Source organism: Actinocrispum sp. NPDC049592 (assembly GCF_040675465.1).
In the GTDB taxonomy this organism is placed as follows: Bacteria; Actinomycetota; Actinomycetes; order Mycobacteriales; family Pseudonocardiaceae; genus Kibdelosporangium.
The window spans coordinates 1,067,714-1,081,710 of sequence record NZ_JBFAPA010000001.1 but is presented as its reverse complement, the minus strand read 5'-3'; the positions used below and the strand labels follow the sequence as shown (position 1 = coordinate 1,081,710).

Here is a 13,997-nt window from a genome sequence, read left to right as displayed (position 1 = left end):
CACATCGGACATCAGTGCGGCGAGCCTAACCGCGGGTCGCGGAAATCAAACGGTTCTTGAGGAACATTTAGGGGGAATGCGTCCGAATGGCCGCGCGCTATCGGAGGGCGGCCGGATTCCGTCCGGTCATCCCCAGAATGCGGTCGATCAGCGGCGCGTCGGCGGGCACCGGGACCTCGGGGCCGTACACGCCCATGTCCCGTCCCCACTGGACGTTGGCCACGAGTTCCTTGTGGACGTACGCGAGCAGGTCGGCGTCCCACTCCGGGTTCTGACCGGTGGCGCGGGCGAGGTCCCAGCCGTGCACGACGGTCTCGCCGACCACCATGCCGCCCACCAGAGTCGCGGGCATCTCGGTCGGGCCGCCCATGTGGGTGACGCCTTCCCAGGCTTGCGGCGTACCCCAGGAGGCGGCGAGCTGGGTGAGGTGGGCGAGGAGCTTGTCCTGCCAGCCGTCGGTCAGATCGGCCTCGGCCTCGGGGGTCTCCGGCGGCGTGACGATCTCCTTGCGGGCCCCGGCTTCCAGCGACGGACCCCAGTACAGCAGGTGGTTGATCAGCCTGCGGACGGTGTAGTCGGTGCAGGGGGTCGGCGCGTCGAGCTGGTCCTCGCGGATGGCACGGACGACGTCCAGGACGGGTTCGACGGCGAGCTTGATCAACTGGTCTTGGGACATGCCCGAACGCTAGTACCCAGGTCCGCCCGCGTATTGAACAAAAGCGTCATAGGCTCGAAGCTGTGAGCCGGGACCCTCGTGAGCTGGATTGGCGCAAGCACCAGCGCGTCTCGTTCACCCAGCCCTCGGCGGACCTGCGGACCTGGGTCTCGCGGTACTGGCGCGTCGACTGGACCTACGAGACCCCGTACCGGCAGCTCGTCGTGCCGTACCCGAACGTGCACCTGACGTTCCACAGCACCGGACCCGAGTTGCACGGCGTCTCCAGTGGGCACGTGTTCCAGCATCTCGACGGCAACGACGGCGTCTTCGGGGTCGCGTTCCGGCCGGGCAGGTTCCGGCCGTTCCTCGGCAGGTCCGTCAGCACGCTCACCGACACCACCGGTCCGGTCGCCGAGGTCTTCCCAGACTTGCCATGCACGGCCGATGTCGCTGGTATCGAGGCGTACCTGCGCGACCACCTGCCAGTGGACGACCCGAAGTCGGTGCTGGCGGCGGAGATCGTCGAACACATCCAGGGTGGGCCCGAGGTGATGCGGGTGGACATGCTGGCCAAGGAGTTCGGCACGACCGTGCGCCGGCTGCAGCGGTTGTTCGCCGAACACGTTGGGGTGGGGCCGAAGTGGGTGATCCGGCGGTACCGGCTGCACGAGGTGACCGTGCGGATGACCGAGGGCAGCCGGATCGACTGGGCGGAGCTGGCGGCCGAGCTGGGGTACGCCGACCAGGCGCACTTCACCCGCGACTTCACCTCGATGTTCGGCGAGACCCCGACCCGGTACGCCGCCCGGTATTGAACTCAACCATGGTTCAGGTTGCAGCATCGAGCCATGGTGAAAGTGGGTATCAACCTCTCCGGGCAGCTGGCCCGGCACGCGGGTTTCTACGAGCAGCTGGGGCTCTCGTCGCTGTGGGCGGGTGACCACCTGGCCAGCGACATGCCGATGATCGACGTCGGCATGACCCTCGCGACCGCCGCCGCGGTGACGGAGAACATCGAGCTGGGCATGGTCATGCAGATCGCGTTGCGGCCATCCGCGTGGGCGGCCAAGCAGATCGGGTCGCTGCAGACGTTGTCCGGCAACAGGATCCAGCTCGGCGTGGGGGTCGGTGGGGAGTGGCCGGACGAGTGGGCGGCGGCCGGTGTGCCGCTGCGCAACCGCGGCCGCCGCACCGACGAACTGCTGAAAGTCCTGCCGTCGCTGCTGGAAGGGCACGCCACCCGCACTCCCGACACCGGCGTCGTCATCCGCCTCACGCCACCGGCACCGACCCCACCCATCTGGATCGCCGGTGCCTCACAACGGGCCCGGCGCCGGGCCGCGGAGTTCGGTGACGGCTGGTACCCGGCGATGCTGACCCCCAGCCAGTACGCCGAAGGACTCGACGACATCACCGAGCTGTCCGCGAAGGCCGGTCGCAAGACCCCGACGGGCGGTGTGCAGCTGTTCGGATCCCTCGGCGGCACACCGGATGCGGTGGTGCGCATGCTGAACAAGAACTACAGCATGCCCCTCGACCAAGCCGCGAAAGTCGTCCTGCACGGCGCCCCCACACAGGTCGCCGACCAGATCCATGAGTACGTCGAAGCCGGCGCCGAACACGTCTCCGTGGTCGCGATCGGCACCAGCTGGCAGACCCAGGCAGAACTGCTCGCGGAGGCGAAAGCCCTGCTCTGACTCACAGCCGCCAGATGACCACTTCGGGTGCCTTGTGGCAGCAAGCTTTTCCCGGCCCGGCGGACCGGCCCGAGATACCGCGCGACCAGTTCGTCGATCCGGTCCCACGGCGGCGCCGAGTCCTCAGTGGACAGTCCTCGGGAGGTGCTGCCGCCAGTCGATACCGGGACTATCTCAGCAACGCCAACTGTTCCGGGGTCAGTTCGAGGTCGAAGGCGGGGCGGTAAGCGGTCCAGTGGTCCCAGGTGCGCGGGCCGACGATCGGGAAAGTGCCCTGGTGCAACAACCAAGCGAGCACGACCTGGCTGTTGGTGACGCCGAGTTCCTGCGCCACCTTCGCGACCTTGGCCAGGCGCTCCTCGGAGTCCGGGCCCGCGTAGTCCTGCCAGTCGGGGGTGTGCAGGCGTTCGGGGTGCTCGTAGAGGCCGCGGAGGATCGGGGAGTAGGGGACGAGGGCGATGTCCTTGTGGTGGGCGAGGTAGTGGAGCATCTCCGGGCCGACCTTGCCGCCGAGGTCGGCGGCCGGGTTGGGCCGGAGGTAGGAGTGTTGTTGTTGCACGGCAACGGGTTTGGCCCAGCCATTGTGCTCGGCGACGGACCGGATGAGTTCCAGCCGCCAGGACCGGGTGTTGCTCCAGCCGATGTACCGGACCTTGCCCGAGCGCACGATCGAGTCCAGCGCCTGCAACGTCTCTTCGACTGGGGTGGTCAACAGGTCGACGTGGATGTACAGCAGGTCCACATAGTCCGTCCGCAACCGGCGGAGACTGTCCTCGACCGCGTGGCGGACGGTGTCCGGCGCCGCGCCCTCGTAGAAACCCTCGCGCTCGGGCCAGGACCCGGCGGCGAGTGCGCCCGCAGTGTCGGCGACCCGGGCGGCGCACTTCGTGGCCAGGAAGACCTTGTCCCGCTTGCCGGTGAGGTACCGGCCGAGTAACTCCTCGCTCTCGTCGCCGGTGGCCTCGGGCGAGGTCCACCAGGCGTAGCAGTTCGCGGTGTCCAGGAAGTCGCCGCCGTCGTCGAGGAACGAGTCGAGGATCCGGAACGACGTCTGCTCATCGGTAAGGGTGCCGAACACCATGCACCCGAGCGCCACCTGACTGACCACCTGGCCGGTCTGCGCCAGTTCGATTCTCCGCATACGCCCAGCCTAGGAACAATCGGTCTGCCAGTACCATCCAATTTCATGCCTGGAGCACAGACCAACTCCAGCTGGGACGTCCTGCTGGACGTTTCCGGCCCGGGGGCGGATCCGCTGGTGAGCGCCCTGCGCACGGCGATCCGCAGCGGCGTCCTCGCGCAGGGGACCGCGCTGCCGCCGAGCCGGAAACTGGCCGAAGACCTCAGCTGCTCGCGATGGGTGGTCACGCAGGCCTACGCGCAGCTCGTGGCCGAGGGCTACCTGGTCGCGCGGACCGGGTCGGCGACGCGAGTGCGCTGGTCCGGCAGCCCGGACCAGACCAAGCCGCCCGCTCCGGCGAAGAAGGCCCCGCGCTACGACCTCGCCCCCGGCCTGCCGGATCTCCGCGCGTTCCCGCGAAAGCGCTGGGTGGACGCGATCCGCGAGGTTCTGGCCGTCGTCCCGCACACCGAACTCGGCGTGCCACCAGCGGGTGGGCATCCGAAGCTACGGGCGATCCTGGCCGGCTACCTGCGGCGAGTCCGCGGCGCGGCGACCGATGATGTGCGGATCTGCGCAGGCGTGACCGACGGCGTGTTCATGGTCTGCCGAGCGTTGCACGAAGCCGGGTTCACCCAGATCGCCGTCGAGGAACCGGGCTGGACACGAGTCTGGCGAGCAGCCGAACGCGCCGGCCTGGAGGTCGTCCCGGTCGCGGTGGACGAGGAAGGCCTGCGGGTCAAGGACATCCCGGGCAAGGTCCGCGCGGTGATCGTGACCCCCGCCCACCAGTTCCCGTCCGGCGTCGTGCTTTCCGCCGGGCGGAGGGCGGAGCTGCTGGCGTGGGCCCGGGAAGTCGACGGCCTGATCCTGGAGGACGACTACGACGCCGAGTTCCGCTACGACCGCAAGCCGATCGGAACCCTGCAGGGCATGGACCCGCACCGAGTGGTCCTGCTGGGTTCGGTGAGCAAGACACTCAGCCCGGCCTTGGGAATCGGCTGGTGTGTCGTCCCTCCATTGTGGAGGCACAAGGTCCAGGGCAGCGCGCCGCCGGTGCTCGACCAGCTGGCGATGGCCGAGTTCATCGAGGACGGCGGCTACGACCGGCACCTGCGCAAGACCCGGCTGCGCTACCGGGCCAGGCGGGACGCGCTGCTGAAAGCGCTGGGCGGTGCCAAGATCTCCGGTGCGGCCGCTGGTCTGCATCTTTTGCTTCACGTGGAACCGGGCACCAGCACCAGGATGCTGATCCGGTACGCCGAGCGCCGCGGCCTGAAGCTGGTCGACCTCGACACCTACCGCAGCTCCCCCGGCGAACCCGCGCTCGTCCTGGGCTACGGCAACCTGGCCGACACAGCGGTCACCGAGGCCGTGAAGATCCTGCGGTCAGGGCTGCGGGATGTCGAAGTAGTTCGCGAACCCGGCGGCGAACGGGATGTCGCCCTTCACCTTGACCCGGCCGCGGATGAACAGCAGCGGCGCTGACGAGATCCCGGTACTGACCCGCAGGAAGTCGGTCGGCGCCAACGTGACCGTGGCCCGCGGGTCACGGTCCTGCACGGTCCCGGAGACGCAGGTGCCGTTCTCGATCACGGTCTGGAACCGGTCGAACCCGCCGTTCTCGTAGCCGCCGGTGAACCGCCAGTGCAGCACCGCGTTCAGCCCGGCGACCTTGCCGGGGTGCAGGTGCTGAGACATCCGCGTGAAGATCTCGTTCAGCACCACCGTCCGCAGGCCGGCGTGTTCCATCAACGCGTCCAGTTGCGGCGACGAGGCCTGCGCGATGATCGACACGAACGTCGACGTGCTCAACGCGGACAGCTCCACGCCGGTCCCGGCCTTGCCGAGCATGTCCATCGTCTCGATCAGCCGGACGAACTGCTGCGGCTCGAGCTTGGTCATGTCGATCGACCGGGCGAACGCGTCGAAGACGCCGGGGTCGGCGCCCGGGCGCGCGCGGCGGAACACCATCAGGGCGTCGGCAGGTCGAACAGGCCGAGCATGCCGGCGGCGAAGGCCAGGTCGCCGCGGATCTTCAGCTTGCCGGTCATGAACAGCACGGGCGCCGAGGCGTTGGTGGTGATCAGCCGCAGGAAGTCCTGCGGGGGCATGGTGATGGTGACCCGTGCGTCGTTCGTCATGGCCCGGTTCACCGTGCAGGTGCCGCCCGAGATGATCGTCTCGTAGCGGTCGAAGCCCTCGTCGCCGGTGCCGCCGGAGAACCGCCAGTGCACGACGGCGTCCACTTTGGCGGCCTTCTCGACCCGCAGGTGCGCCTGCATCCGGCGGAAGATCTCGCCCAGGATCAGGTCCCGCAGCTCAGGGTGCACGAGGACCTGTTCCAGCTGGTCCTTGCTGGCCCGGTCGATCATCCGCGCGAACGTTTGCGGCCCCATCTTGGTCACGTCGACGCTGGCACCGGCCAGCCGCTGCATGCCTGCGATCAGCCGGACGAACTCGTCGTCCTGCAGTTCGGCCGGGTCGATCAGGCGCGCGACGGCGTCGATGTCCACGTCCGGCAGCGCGGCGTCCTGGGGGTCGAGGTTTTCCACGAGGGTGACCAGCTCGCCGGGGGTCATCCGGTCAATGGCCTCGGCACTGAGGTCAGGCATCACACCTCCTCTTACCTACTGCGGAGTAAGAATACGTTCGAGTAGTTACCATGACAACCGAGACCCCTCGGAGGTGGGCTTGAGCGTGGATGACCGGCGGGTGAAACGGCTGCCGCGCGAGGTGCGCGAGAAGCAGATCCTCGATGCCGCTGTGCAGGTGTTCTCCGAACACGGCTACCACAACGCGGCGATGGACGAGGTGTCCGAAGTGGCCGGCGTGTCCAAGCCGATGATCTACGCGTACCTCGGGTCCAAAGAGGACCTGTTCGCCGCGTGCATCCGGCGTGAGGCGAACCTGCTGATGGAGGCGATCGTCGGCGGGGTGAGCGCCGATCTGGAGCCGGACATGCAGCTGTGGATGGGGCTGCGGTCGTTCTTCGAGTTCGTGGCGGCCAACAAGGCCAGCTGGCGGGTGCTGCACCGGCAGGCCATCGCCCAGGCGGGGCCGTTCAGCGAGGAGCTGATGGGCATGCGCTCGCGCGCGATCGCCCTGGTCGACGCGTTGCTGGTGCGCGGCGCGACCCGCAAAGGCATGGACGAGCACAGCACGACCAGCACCGAGGCGATGGCCGCGGCCCTGGTCGGCGCGGGCGAGTCGCTCGCCGACTGGTGGCTGGACCACCCGGAGATCCCGACCCGGGTGGTCGCGTCCTGGCTGATGAACCTGGTCTGGATGGGCTTCGGCGACCTGGTCGAGGGCACGACCTGGACGCCGTCAGCTGATCACGCCGGATAGGTGCGGCTTGCCGCGGCGCGCGTCGAACAGCTCGAACTGCCAGCCGTGCTGCTGAGTGGCGACGAACCCGACCTTGGCCGGCAACAGCACGGGCAGCTTGAACCGGACGTCCACCGTGTACGCATCGGGCAGGCGCCCTTCGAAGGCGGCCATGCAGCGGGCTTTCGTCCACATGCCGTGCGCGATCGCCCGCGGGAACCCGAACAGCTTCGCGGTCAACGCGTGTGTGTGGATCGGGTTGCGGTCGCCGGAGACCTCGGCATAGCGGCGGCCGATGTCCTCGGGTACCCGCCACACCGCTCGCGGCTGCCGGACCACGATCTCCTTCTCGCTGCTGCCACCGGTTCCGCCGCCGCGGCGCAGGTACGTGCTCACGCTGTCCCAGACGACCTCGCCGTCCACGGTGACCTCGGTGACCATGTCGAACTGCTTGCCCTTGGCGTGGTCCCGCAGGTTGTCCACATGCACCTTGAGCGAGAGGGCCTCCTCCGCGCGCACCGGGCGGTGCTGGGTGATCCGGTTCGCCAGGTGCACCGAGCCGACCAGCGGGAACGGGAAGTCCCCGTCGGTCATCAGCTTGACCTGCAAGGGAAACCCGAGGATGTGCGGGTAGGTGACCGGCAGTTCGTCGGTCAGCCGGAACCCGCAGACCTTGTTGTACGCGGCCAGGTGACCCGGGTCGACGACGAGGTCACGACTGTACACAGTGGACGGAAGAGAGGACCCGTGCCGGGTGAACCCGGTGAGCACGGCCTTGCCGAACAACATGGTCAGGTTCGGCGTGGCCGACAGCTCTCGCGTGTGGACGGTCGGCATGTCAGGCTCCCAGCAGGCTCTGTCCGCACACGCGGACCACGTTGCCGTTGACCGACCCGGACGCCGGGTTGGCGTACCAGGCAATGGTTTCCGCGACGTCGACGGGCAGGCCGCCCTGGGACATGCTGTTCATCCGGCGGCCGGCCTCGCGGATCACCAGCGGCATGGCGGCGGTCATCTTGGTCTCGATGAACCCGGGCGCGACCGCGTTGATCGTCCCGCCCTGCTCGGCCAGCAGCGGGGCGTAGGCGTTGACCATGCCGATCACGCCGGCCTTCGAGGCGCCGTAGTTGGTCTGGCCGACGTTGCCGGCGATGCCACCGATCGAGGAGACGCCGATGATCCGGCCGCCAGGCCGGAGCGTCCCGTCGAGCAGGGCGTCGTTGATGCGCAGGGCGCTGGCCAGGTTCACCGAGAGCACCGAGTCCCACTGCGCCTCGGTCATCTTGGCCAGGGTCTTGTCCCTGGTGATGCCCGCGTTGTGCACGACGATGTCCACACCACCGTGGCGTGCGGTGAAGTACTCGACCAGCTTGGCGGGCGCTTCGGGGGCGGTGATGTCGAGTTGCAGCGACGAGCCGCGGACCCGGTTCGCGACCTCGGACAGGTCGCCGCCCTGCGCCGGGATGTCCAGCACGACGACGTGGGCACCGTCGCGGGCGAGGACGTCGGCGATCGAGGCGCCGATACCCCGGGACCCGCCGGTGACCAAGGCGACCTTGCCGTCGAGCGGGGTCAGCCAGTTCGCCGGTCGGGTGACCTCGCCGGGCCCGATCCGGATCACCTGGGCGTCGACGTACGCGGACTTCGCGGACAGCAGGAACCGCAAGGTCGACTCGATGCCGTCCTCGGCGCCGGGGGCGACGTAGACGAGCTGGGCCGTGGCACCGCGCTTGAGCTCCTTGCCCACTGACCGGGTGAACCCTTCCAGCGCACGCTGGGCGATCGTGTCCTTGCTGCCGTCCGGGGTCGTGCCGAGGACGACGACCCTGCCGCAGGCGGCGATGCCGCGGATCCGCGGGTGGAAGAAGTCGTACAGCTCACGCAGCCGATCCACGGTGTCGATACCGGTCGCGTCGAACACCAAGGCGCCCGGACGCTCGACTGTGACATTCCGACCCCCTGCAGGGGATCCCACCCCCACCGGGTCGTCGATCTCGATGCCGGATCGGCCGAGGATTGTCCGCACGGACTCCTCCAGCCGGCCGCCTTTGGCCGCGCCGACAACAGCGCTTCCGGGCAGTGGCGGCTGGCCGGGATCATGGCGGCGCAACGGTTCCGGATTGGGCAACCCCAGCCGGGCGACCAGGAACTTCCCCGGCCCCGACCGGGTGAACCGCTGATAGCGATCGGTCATCGGACGCCTCCCTACTCGCGGTAATACTACTTGCCAGTAGGTTAGGATGGCCAGTACGACCCCGATACCTGGAGGGCCACGATGGCACCCAGAGGCCAGAAACGCGTAGCGATCATCGGCGGGAACCGCATCCCGTTCGCCCGGTCGAACGGGCCCTACGCGACCGCCTCCAACCAGGACATGTTCACCGCCGCGCTGGACGGGCTGGTCAGCCGGTTCGCGCTGCAGGGCGAGCGGCTCGGCGAGGTGGCCGCCGGGGCGGTGCTCAAGCACTCCCGGGACTTCAACCTGGCCCGCGAGTCCGTGCTCGGCAGCCGTCTGTCAGCGGCAACGCCCGCGTACGACATCCAGCAGGCGTGCGGCACGGGTCTGCAGGCCGTCATCCAGGTGGCCAACAAGATCGCGTTGGGCCAGATCGACGCCGGGATCGCTGGTGGCGTGGACACCACGAGCGACGCGCCGATCGGCGTGCACGAGGACCTGCGCGCGATCCTGCTGCAACTCAACCGGACCAAGAGCCTCGGCGGCCGGCTGCGGCTGCTCACGAAGCTCCGGCCGGGCTACATCGTCCCGGACATCCCGCGTAACTCCGAGCCGCGCACGGGCCTGTCGATGGGTGAGCACGCGGCGATCACCGCCAAGGAGTGGGGCATCGAGCGCGCGGACCAGGACGCCCTGGCCGTCCGCAGCCACCACAACCTCGCCGCCGCCTACGACCGCGGCTTCTTCGACGACCTCGTGACGTCGTACCTAGGGCTGTCCCGCGACCAGAACCTGCGCGCGGACTCATCGATCGAGAAGCTCGCCAAGCTCAAGCCGGTGTTCGGCGGCGCCGAGGGCACGATGACCGCGGGCAACTCGACCCCGCTGACCGACGGCGCCTCCACGGTTCTGTTGGCCACCGAGCAGTGGGCGAAGGCGCGGCGGTTGCCAGTGCTGGCGTACCTGACGTTCTCCGAGACCGCCGCCGTCGACTACGTGCACGGCGGTGAAGGCCTGCTGATGGCCCCCGCCCACGCCGTGCCGCGGATGCTCGCCCGAGCCGGGATCACCTTGCAGGACTTCGACTTCTACGAGATCCACGAGGCGTTCGCCTCCCAGGTCCTCGCCACCCTCAAGGCCTGGGAGGACCCGGAGTTCGCCAAGGAACGCCTCGGCCTCGACGAACCCCTGGGCGCCATCGACCGCGACAAACTCAACGTCAACGGCTCGTCCCTCGCCGCCGGCCACCCGTTCGCCGCCACCGGCGGCCGCATCGTCGCGACCCTCGCCAAGCTGCTCAACGAGAAGGGCTCCGGCCGCGGCCTGATCTCTATCTGCGCCGCCGGCGGCCAGGGCGTTGCCGCCATCCTCGAGAAGTAGCGCCCTCTACCGCTCTCTAGCTCACGTACTAGACAGCAGTAGAGAGCAATATCGCCTGCGGGGTCGGCTGATCCTCGTCGGGGCCCTTCAGGCGTTGGGACAGCAGGGAGAAACCGGCTTTGGCGAGTTTGGCCTGCACGTCATCGACGGCGTGGCGGTGGAAGTCGAGGGAGATGTCGTCGATGCCGTAGCCGGAGTCGTAGTGCTGGATCTCGTTCTGGCCGAAGCGGAATGCGAGGAGCAGAAGGCCGCCGGGGGACAGGACGCGGTGGAACTCGGCGAAGGCGGCGGGCAGGGACTCGGGCGGGAGGTTGACGATCGAGTACCAGGAGACGATCCCGGCCAGTGAGTTGCCGGCCAGGTCGAGGGCGAACATCGTGCCCTCGTCGAAGCGGATCTCCGGGTGGGTCTCGCGGGCGACGGCGAGCATGCCGGGGGACAGGTCGATGCCGAAGATGTCGGCGCCCTGCCGGTGCAGGTAAGCGGTGGTCACGCCGGGTCCGCAGCCGATGTCCGCCATCGGCCCGGTCACCTGTTTCACGAACGCGTTCAGTTCGGCCTGTTCGACCTCGGTGAACTGCTCCACGCGCTTGGTGTACTCGGCCGCCAGCTTGGTCCAGGAGGTCCTCGTCGTCTCCACATCCATGGCCGCACCGTATCGGCGACACGCCGTAGGGGTTTATCGGCCAATATCGGAATCGCGCTAGACACGCCGATACCTTCCGATGATGGACCCGGTACGGAATCCGTTCGCGCCCGGGGCGGGCCAGCGCCCGCCGGAACTAGCCGGTCGGGACAAGGAACTGCAGGCGTTCGAGGTCGTGCTGGAACGGGTGGCGCGCGGCCGTCCGGAGCGCAGTCTGGTGCTGACGGGTCTGCGCGGGGTCGGCAAGACCGTGCTGCTCGGCGAGCTTCGGTCGATGGCGGTGAAACGGGGGTGGGGCGCGGGCAAGGTCGAGGCGCGGCCGGACGCCGACCTGCGCCGGCCGTTGTCCGCCGCCTTGCACCGTGCTGTCCGGGACCTGGCCGTGCGTCATCGTGCGCCGGAACGGGTCGAGTACGTGCTGGGAGTGTTGAAGGCGTTCGCGCTGCGAGCCGCGCCGGACGGGGCCAAGCTGCGGGAACGCTGGCAGCCGGGGATCGACGTGCCCGCGGCGCAGGGCCGGGCCGACTCCGGGGACATCGAGATCGACCTGGTCGAGCTGTTCACTGATGTCGCCGAGCTGGCCCAGGACGTGGGCACCGGGGTCGCGCTGCTGATCGACGAGATGCAGGATCTGCTGCCGGATGACGTCTCGGCGTTGTGCGCGGCCTGCCATGAACTGTCGCAGTCGGGCGCGCCGCTGGTGGTCGTCGGCGCCGGGCTGCCGCACCTGCCCGCGGTGTTGTCCGCGAGCAAGTCGTACTCCGAGCGGCTGTTCCGGTACGTCCGGATCGACCGGCTGCAGAGGGAGGACGCCCAGCAGGCGATCCTGGCGCCGGTCGCCCGGGAGGACGCCGACATCACCGAGGACGCGCTGACCGCGTTGTTCGAGGCCTCCGGCGGTTACCCGTACTTCATCCAGGCCTACGGCAAGGCCGCGTGGGACGCGGCGCCGAGCGATCCGATCACCGACGAGGACGTGGGGGTCGCCGCGCCGGAGGCTGAGGCCGAGTTGGCGGTCGGGTTCTTCGGCTCGCGTTATGAGCGGGCCACCCCAGCCGAGCGCGAGTACCTGCGGGCGATCGCCGAGCTGACCGAGGGACGTGACGAGGGCGTGAGCACTGCGGATATCGCCGTGTTCCTGGGGCGCAAGCCGTCGTCGCTGTCACCCGCACGCGACAGCCTCATCAAGAAGGGGCTCGTGTACTCCGCCGAGCGGGGCCGGATCGCCTTCACCGTGCCGCACTTCGGCCGGTTCCTGCTGGGCCGTGACGAGTGATGTCTAGCGGTCTCTAGCACGAGAGGTAGACAGCGAGATAAGCCGACATGTCCGGTGAGAGACCTCGTTGACCAACGAATCATCGGCCTGTGCCTGACGTCACCGGATAATCGGGTGCATCTTGAGCGACGCGCGCGCATAATAGGTACAGACCACCAAGAGAGCAACCCGAGGGGAAGCTGGACCCGATGAACATCACCGCCAAGATTCGTGCCCGTCGCGCCGAGGCTCGTACCCGGCGGGCCGTGAACCGAGCGATCGACATGGCCGCCACCCCGGCCATGCGCCACGAACTGATCATGATCTCGCAGCAGAACCTCAACCTGCGCTGACGATCACCACGGAACGTGTCGCCCTGTTCACCCACAGGCAGATACACTTTCGGTTCAAAGAGTGACGTGGAACACACCCGGAAAGTCGGTAACGACTGCAGCTAGACCGGCGATGTTCCCTATGACCCCGAGATGCTGGCGGACCCCCGACCTGGCAGCACCTCGGGGTTTCCACGTCTTCACGTGCAGCTGCGCGTGCTGATGCATCCCCGCCTGCACGACCAGGTCCGCCACGTCCCCCTTTAGGGTGTAACTCGTGGGGATGACGGTGCTGGCGCTGGACGTCGGCGGAACCAAGATCGCGGCCGGCGTCATCGACGACCACGGCGAAGTTCTCCGGTACGCGACCCGCCCCACCCCGCTCACGGACTTGGACCACACCTGGGCCGCCCTGATGGACGCGGCCCGGGAGGCGCTCGACGGGCGTGAGGTCGACGGCGTGGGCGTGGCCTGCGCCGGCCCGGTCGACTCGGGTTTCGGCACCGTCAGCCCGATCAACGTCCCCTGCTGGCAGGACTTCCCCCTGATCACCCGCCTGCGCGCGGCCTTCCCGAACGTTGCGGTGGAGCTGGCCGGCGACGGGGTGTGCATGGCGCTCGGCGAGCACTGGATGGGCGCCGGCCGGGGCGCGGACTTCCTCGTCGGCCTCGTTGTGTCCACCGGAGTAGGCGGCGGCCTGGTGTTGCATGGCCGACCGTATGGCGGCCGCACCGGAAATGCCGGACATATCGGTCACATTGTTGCCGAGCCGGACGGTCTTCCCTGTTCCTGCGGCGGACGCGGCTGTGTTGAAACGGTCGCGGGCGGTCCTCACCTCGTGCACTGGGCGCGGCAACGCGGCTGGCGCGCGCCGGACAACGCCGACGCCGCTCACCTCGCGGCCGCGGCCCTCACCGGCGACGAGATCGCGCAGACCGCGTTCGACCGCGCGGGCCGGGCGGTCGGCATGGCCATCGCCGCCACCGCCGCTCTGTGCGACCTCGACCTGGCTGTGGTCGGCGGCGGCATCGCCCAGGCCGGTGATCTGCTGCTAGACCCGATCCGGCAGGCCCTCGACGACCACGCGCGGCTGTCCTACGTCCGGAACCTGAGGGTCGTCCCTGCCGAGCTGTCCGCGCACGCGGGCCTTGTCGGCGCCGCCGCACTCGTCATCCGGTCTTGATCCTGGCCCATTCGCCGACTTTGATCGTTCACCGAACAATTGAGCCCGGCACTAACACTCCGCACCCACCCGGCTGCACGGAATACTTATTAGCCGACATGTGGGTGAATACGGGCCCAATAAATCAGGCTGATACTGGTGAACACACTCGAACGCAGCATCGACTACGGCCTCGAACAGTGGTTTGGTAGTCACCTGGGAAATAGCTGATTCGAGGAGG

15 protein-coding genes are annotated in these 13,997 nt (G+C 68.6%); 8 read left to right on the top strand and 7 right to left on the bottom strand.

What is annotated here, in order from left to right; translation table 11 throughout:
• Positions 1-97: 97 nt before the first annotated feature.
• Positions 98-676, bottom strand: a complete 579-nt coding sequence (locus tag AB0J95_RS05155) for a TIGR03086 family metal-binding protein (RefSeq protein ID WP_364752502.1) — start codon at positions 674-676, stop codon at positions 98-100.
• Positions 677-738: 62 nt separating this feature from the next.
• Between AB0J95_RS05155 and AB0J95_RS05150 the strand changes: the two genes are divergently transcribed.
• Both AB0J95_RS05150 and AB0J95_RS05145 read left to right on the top strand, forming a co-directional pair.
• Complete coding sequence (locus tag AB0J95_RS05150) at positions 739-1,473, top strand: helix-turn-helix domain-containing protein (protein ID WP_364752499.1); 735 nt, start codon at positions 739-741, stop codon at positions 1,471-1,473.
• A 33-nt stretch (positions 1,474-1,506) separates the two neighbouring features.
• Entirely contained in the window at positions 1,507-2,355 is an 849-nt protein-coding gene (locus tag AB0J95_RS05145) for an LLM class flavin-dependent oxidoreductase (protein ID WP_364752496.1), read from the top strand.
• Positions 2,356-2,524: 169 nt separating this feature from the next.
• Here AB0J95_RS05145 and AB0J95_RS05140 read toward each other — a convergent pair whose 3' ends face one another.
• Positions 2,525-3,496, bottom strand: coding sequence for an aldo/keto reductase (locus AB0J95_RS05140; RefSeq protein ID WP_364752493.1), 972 nt, complete (start codon positions 3,494-3,496; stop codon positions 2,525-2,527).
• 45 nt (positions 3,497-3,541) lie between these two features.
• Between AB0J95_RS05140 and AB0J95_RS05135 the strand changes: the two genes are divergently transcribed.
• Entirely contained in the window at positions 3,542-4,963 is a 1,422-nt protein-coding gene (locus AB0J95_RS05135; protein ID WP_364752491.1) for a PLP-dependent aminotransferase family protein, read from the top strand.
• Here the strand turns inward: AB0J95_RS05135 and AB0J95_RS05130 are convergent.
• Both AB0J95_RS05130 and AB0J95_RS05125 read right to left on the bottom strand, forming a co-directional pair.
• Positions 4,865-5,449, bottom strand: a complete 585-nt coding sequence (locus tag AB0J95_RS05130) for an SCP2 sterol-binding domain-containing protein (RefSeq protein WP_364752488.1) — start codon at positions 5,447-5,449, stop codon at positions 4,865-4,867. The genes AB0J95_RS05135 and AB0J95_RS05130 overlap by 99 nt on opposite strands.
• The gene (locus tag AB0J95_RS05125) at positions 5,449-6,090 is read right to left on the bottom strand and encodes an SCP2 sterol-binding domain-containing protein (RefSeq protein WP_364752486.1); all 642 of its coding nucleotides are present in this window, start codon (positions 6,088-6,090) and stop codon (positions 5,449-5,451) included. Before AB0J95_RS05125 ends, AB0J95_RS05130 begins: the two co-directional genes overlap by 1 nt.
• 79 nt (positions 6,091-6,169) lie before the next feature.
• Here AB0J95_RS05125 and AB0J95_RS05120 point away from each other — a divergent pair, with 79 nt between their 5' ends.
• Positions 6,170-6,826, top strand: a complete 657-nt coding sequence (locus tag AB0J95_RS05120; RefSeq protein WP_364752483.1) for a TetR/AcrR family transcriptional regulator — start codon at positions 6,170-6,172, stop codon at positions 6,824-6,826.
• On the opposite strand, the gene AB0J95_RS05115 is transcribed toward AB0J95_RS05120, so the two are convergent.
• Together AB0J95_RS05115 and AB0J95_RS05110 are read right to left on the bottom strand one after the other, a co-directional pair.
• The gene (locus AB0J95_RS05115; RefSeq protein ID WP_364752480.1) at positions 6,806-7,642 is read right to left on the bottom strand and encodes a MaoC/PaaZ C-terminal domain-containing protein; all 837 of its coding nucleotides are present in this window, start codon (positions 7,640-7,642) and stop codon (positions 6,806-6,808) included. The genes AB0J95_RS05120 and AB0J95_RS05115 overlap by 21 nt on opposite strands.
• A 1-nt stretch (position 7,643) precedes the next feature.
• Entirely contained in the window at positions 7,644-8,999 is a 1,356-nt protein-coding gene (locus tag AB0J95_RS05110) for a 3-oxoacyl-ACP reductase (protein WP_364752477.1), read from the bottom strand.
• An 81-nt stretch (positions 9,000-9,080) separates the two neighbouring features.
• On the opposite strand from AB0J95_RS05110, the gene AB0J95_RS05105 reads away from it, so the two are divergent.
• Positions 9,081-10,361, top strand: a complete 1,281-nt coding sequence (locus tag AB0J95_RS05105) for an acetyl-CoA C-acetyltransferase (RefSeq protein ID WP_364752474.1) — start codon at positions 9,081-9,083, stop codon at positions 10,359-10,361.
• A gap of 28 nt (positions 10,362-10,389) precedes the next feature.
• On the opposite strand, the gene AB0J95_RS05100 is transcribed toward AB0J95_RS05105, so the two are convergent.
• Positions 10,390-11,007 (bottom strand): methyltransferase domain-containing protein, encoded by a 618-nt coding sequence (locus AB0J95_RS05100; RefSeq protein ID WP_364752472.1) that lies wholly within the window; start codon positions 11,005-11,007, stop codon positions 10,390-10,392.
• Between the two features lie 82 nt (positions 11,008-11,089).
• Between AB0J95_RS05100 and AB0J95_RS05095 the strand changes: the two genes are divergently transcribed.
• The 3 genes from AB0J95_RS05095 to AB0J95_RS05085 all read left to right on the top strand — a co-directional run bounded on the left by AB0J95_RS05095 (position 11,090) and on the right by AB0J95_RS05085 (position 13,777).
• Positions 11,090-12,283, top strand: coding sequence for an AAA family ATPase (locus AB0J95_RS05095; RefSeq protein WP_364752469.1), 1,194 nt, complete (start codon positions 11,090-11,092; stop codon positions 12,281-12,283).
• Between the two features lie 188 nt (positions 12,284-12,471).
• Positions 12,472-12,615, top strand: a complete 144-nt coding sequence (locus tag AB0J95_RS05090) for a hypothetical protein (RefSeq protein WP_364752466.1) — start codon at positions 12,472-12,474, stop codon at positions 12,613-12,615.
• A 262-nt stretch (positions 12,616-12,877) separates the two neighbouring features.
• Positions 12,878-13,777, top strand: a complete 900-nt coding sequence (locus tag AB0J95_RS05085; protein WP_364753495.1) for an ROK family protein — start codon at positions 12,878-12,880, stop codon at positions 13,775-13,777.
• The last annotated feature ends 220 nt before the right edge of the window (positions 13,778-13,997 follow it).

Bases quoted from the DNA above. Each gene is read 5' to 3' on its own strand.
- AB0J95_RS05100 (WP_364752472.1), bottom strand. From the start codon at position 11,007: ATGGATGTGGAGACGACGAGGACCTCCTGGACCAAGCTGGCGGCCGAG.
- AB0J95_RS05090 (WP_364752466.1), top strand. From the start codon at position 12,472: ATGAACATCACCGCCAAGATTCGTGCCCGTCGCGCCGAGGCTCGTACC.
- AB0J95_RS05110 (WP_364752477.1), bottom strand. From the start codon at position 8,999: ATGACCGATCGCTATCAGCGGTTCACCCGGTCGGGGCCGGGGAAGTTC.
- AB0J95_RS05095 (WP_364752469.1), top strand. From the start codon at position 11,090: ATGGACCCGGTACGGAATCCGTTCGCGCCCGGGGCGGGCCAGCGCCCG.
- AB0J95_RS05155 (WP_364752502.1), bottom strand. From the start codon at position 676: ATGTCCCAAGACCAGTTGATCAAGCTCGCCGTCGAACCCGTCCTGGAC.
- AB0J95_RS05125 (WP_364752486.1), bottom strand. From the start codon at position 6,090: ATGCCTGACCTCAGTGCCGAGGCCATTGACCGGATGACCCCCGGCGAG.
- AB0J95_RS05145 (WP_364752496.1), top strand. From the start codon at position 1,507: ATGGTGAAAGTGGGTATCAACCTCTCCGGGCAGCTGGCCCGGCACGCG.
- AB0J95_RS05085 (WP_364753495.1), top strand. From the start codon at position 12,878: ATGACGGTGCTGGCGCTGGACGTCGGCGGAACCAAGATCGCGGCCGGC.
- AB0J95_RS05105 (WP_364752474.1), top strand. From the start codon at position 9,081: ATGGCACCCAGAGGCCAGAAACGCGTAGCGATCATCGGCGGGAACCGC.
- AB0J95_RS05135 (WP_364752491.1), top strand. From the start codon at position 3,542: ATGCCTGGAGCACAGACCAACTCCAGCTGGGACGTCCTGCTGGACGTT.
- AB0J95_RS05140 (WP_364752493.1), bottom strand. From the start codon at position 3,496: ATGCGGAGAATCGAACTGGCGCAGACCGGCCAGGTGGTCAGTCAGGTG.
- AB0J95_RS05115 (WP_364752480.1), bottom strand. From the start codon at position 7,642: ATGCCGACCGTCCACACGCGAGAGCTGTCGGCCACGCCGAACCTGACC.
- AB0J95_RS05130 (WP_364752488.1), bottom strand. From the start codon at position 5,449: ATGGTGTTCCGCCGCGCGCGCCCGGGCGCCGACCCCGGCGTCTTCGAC.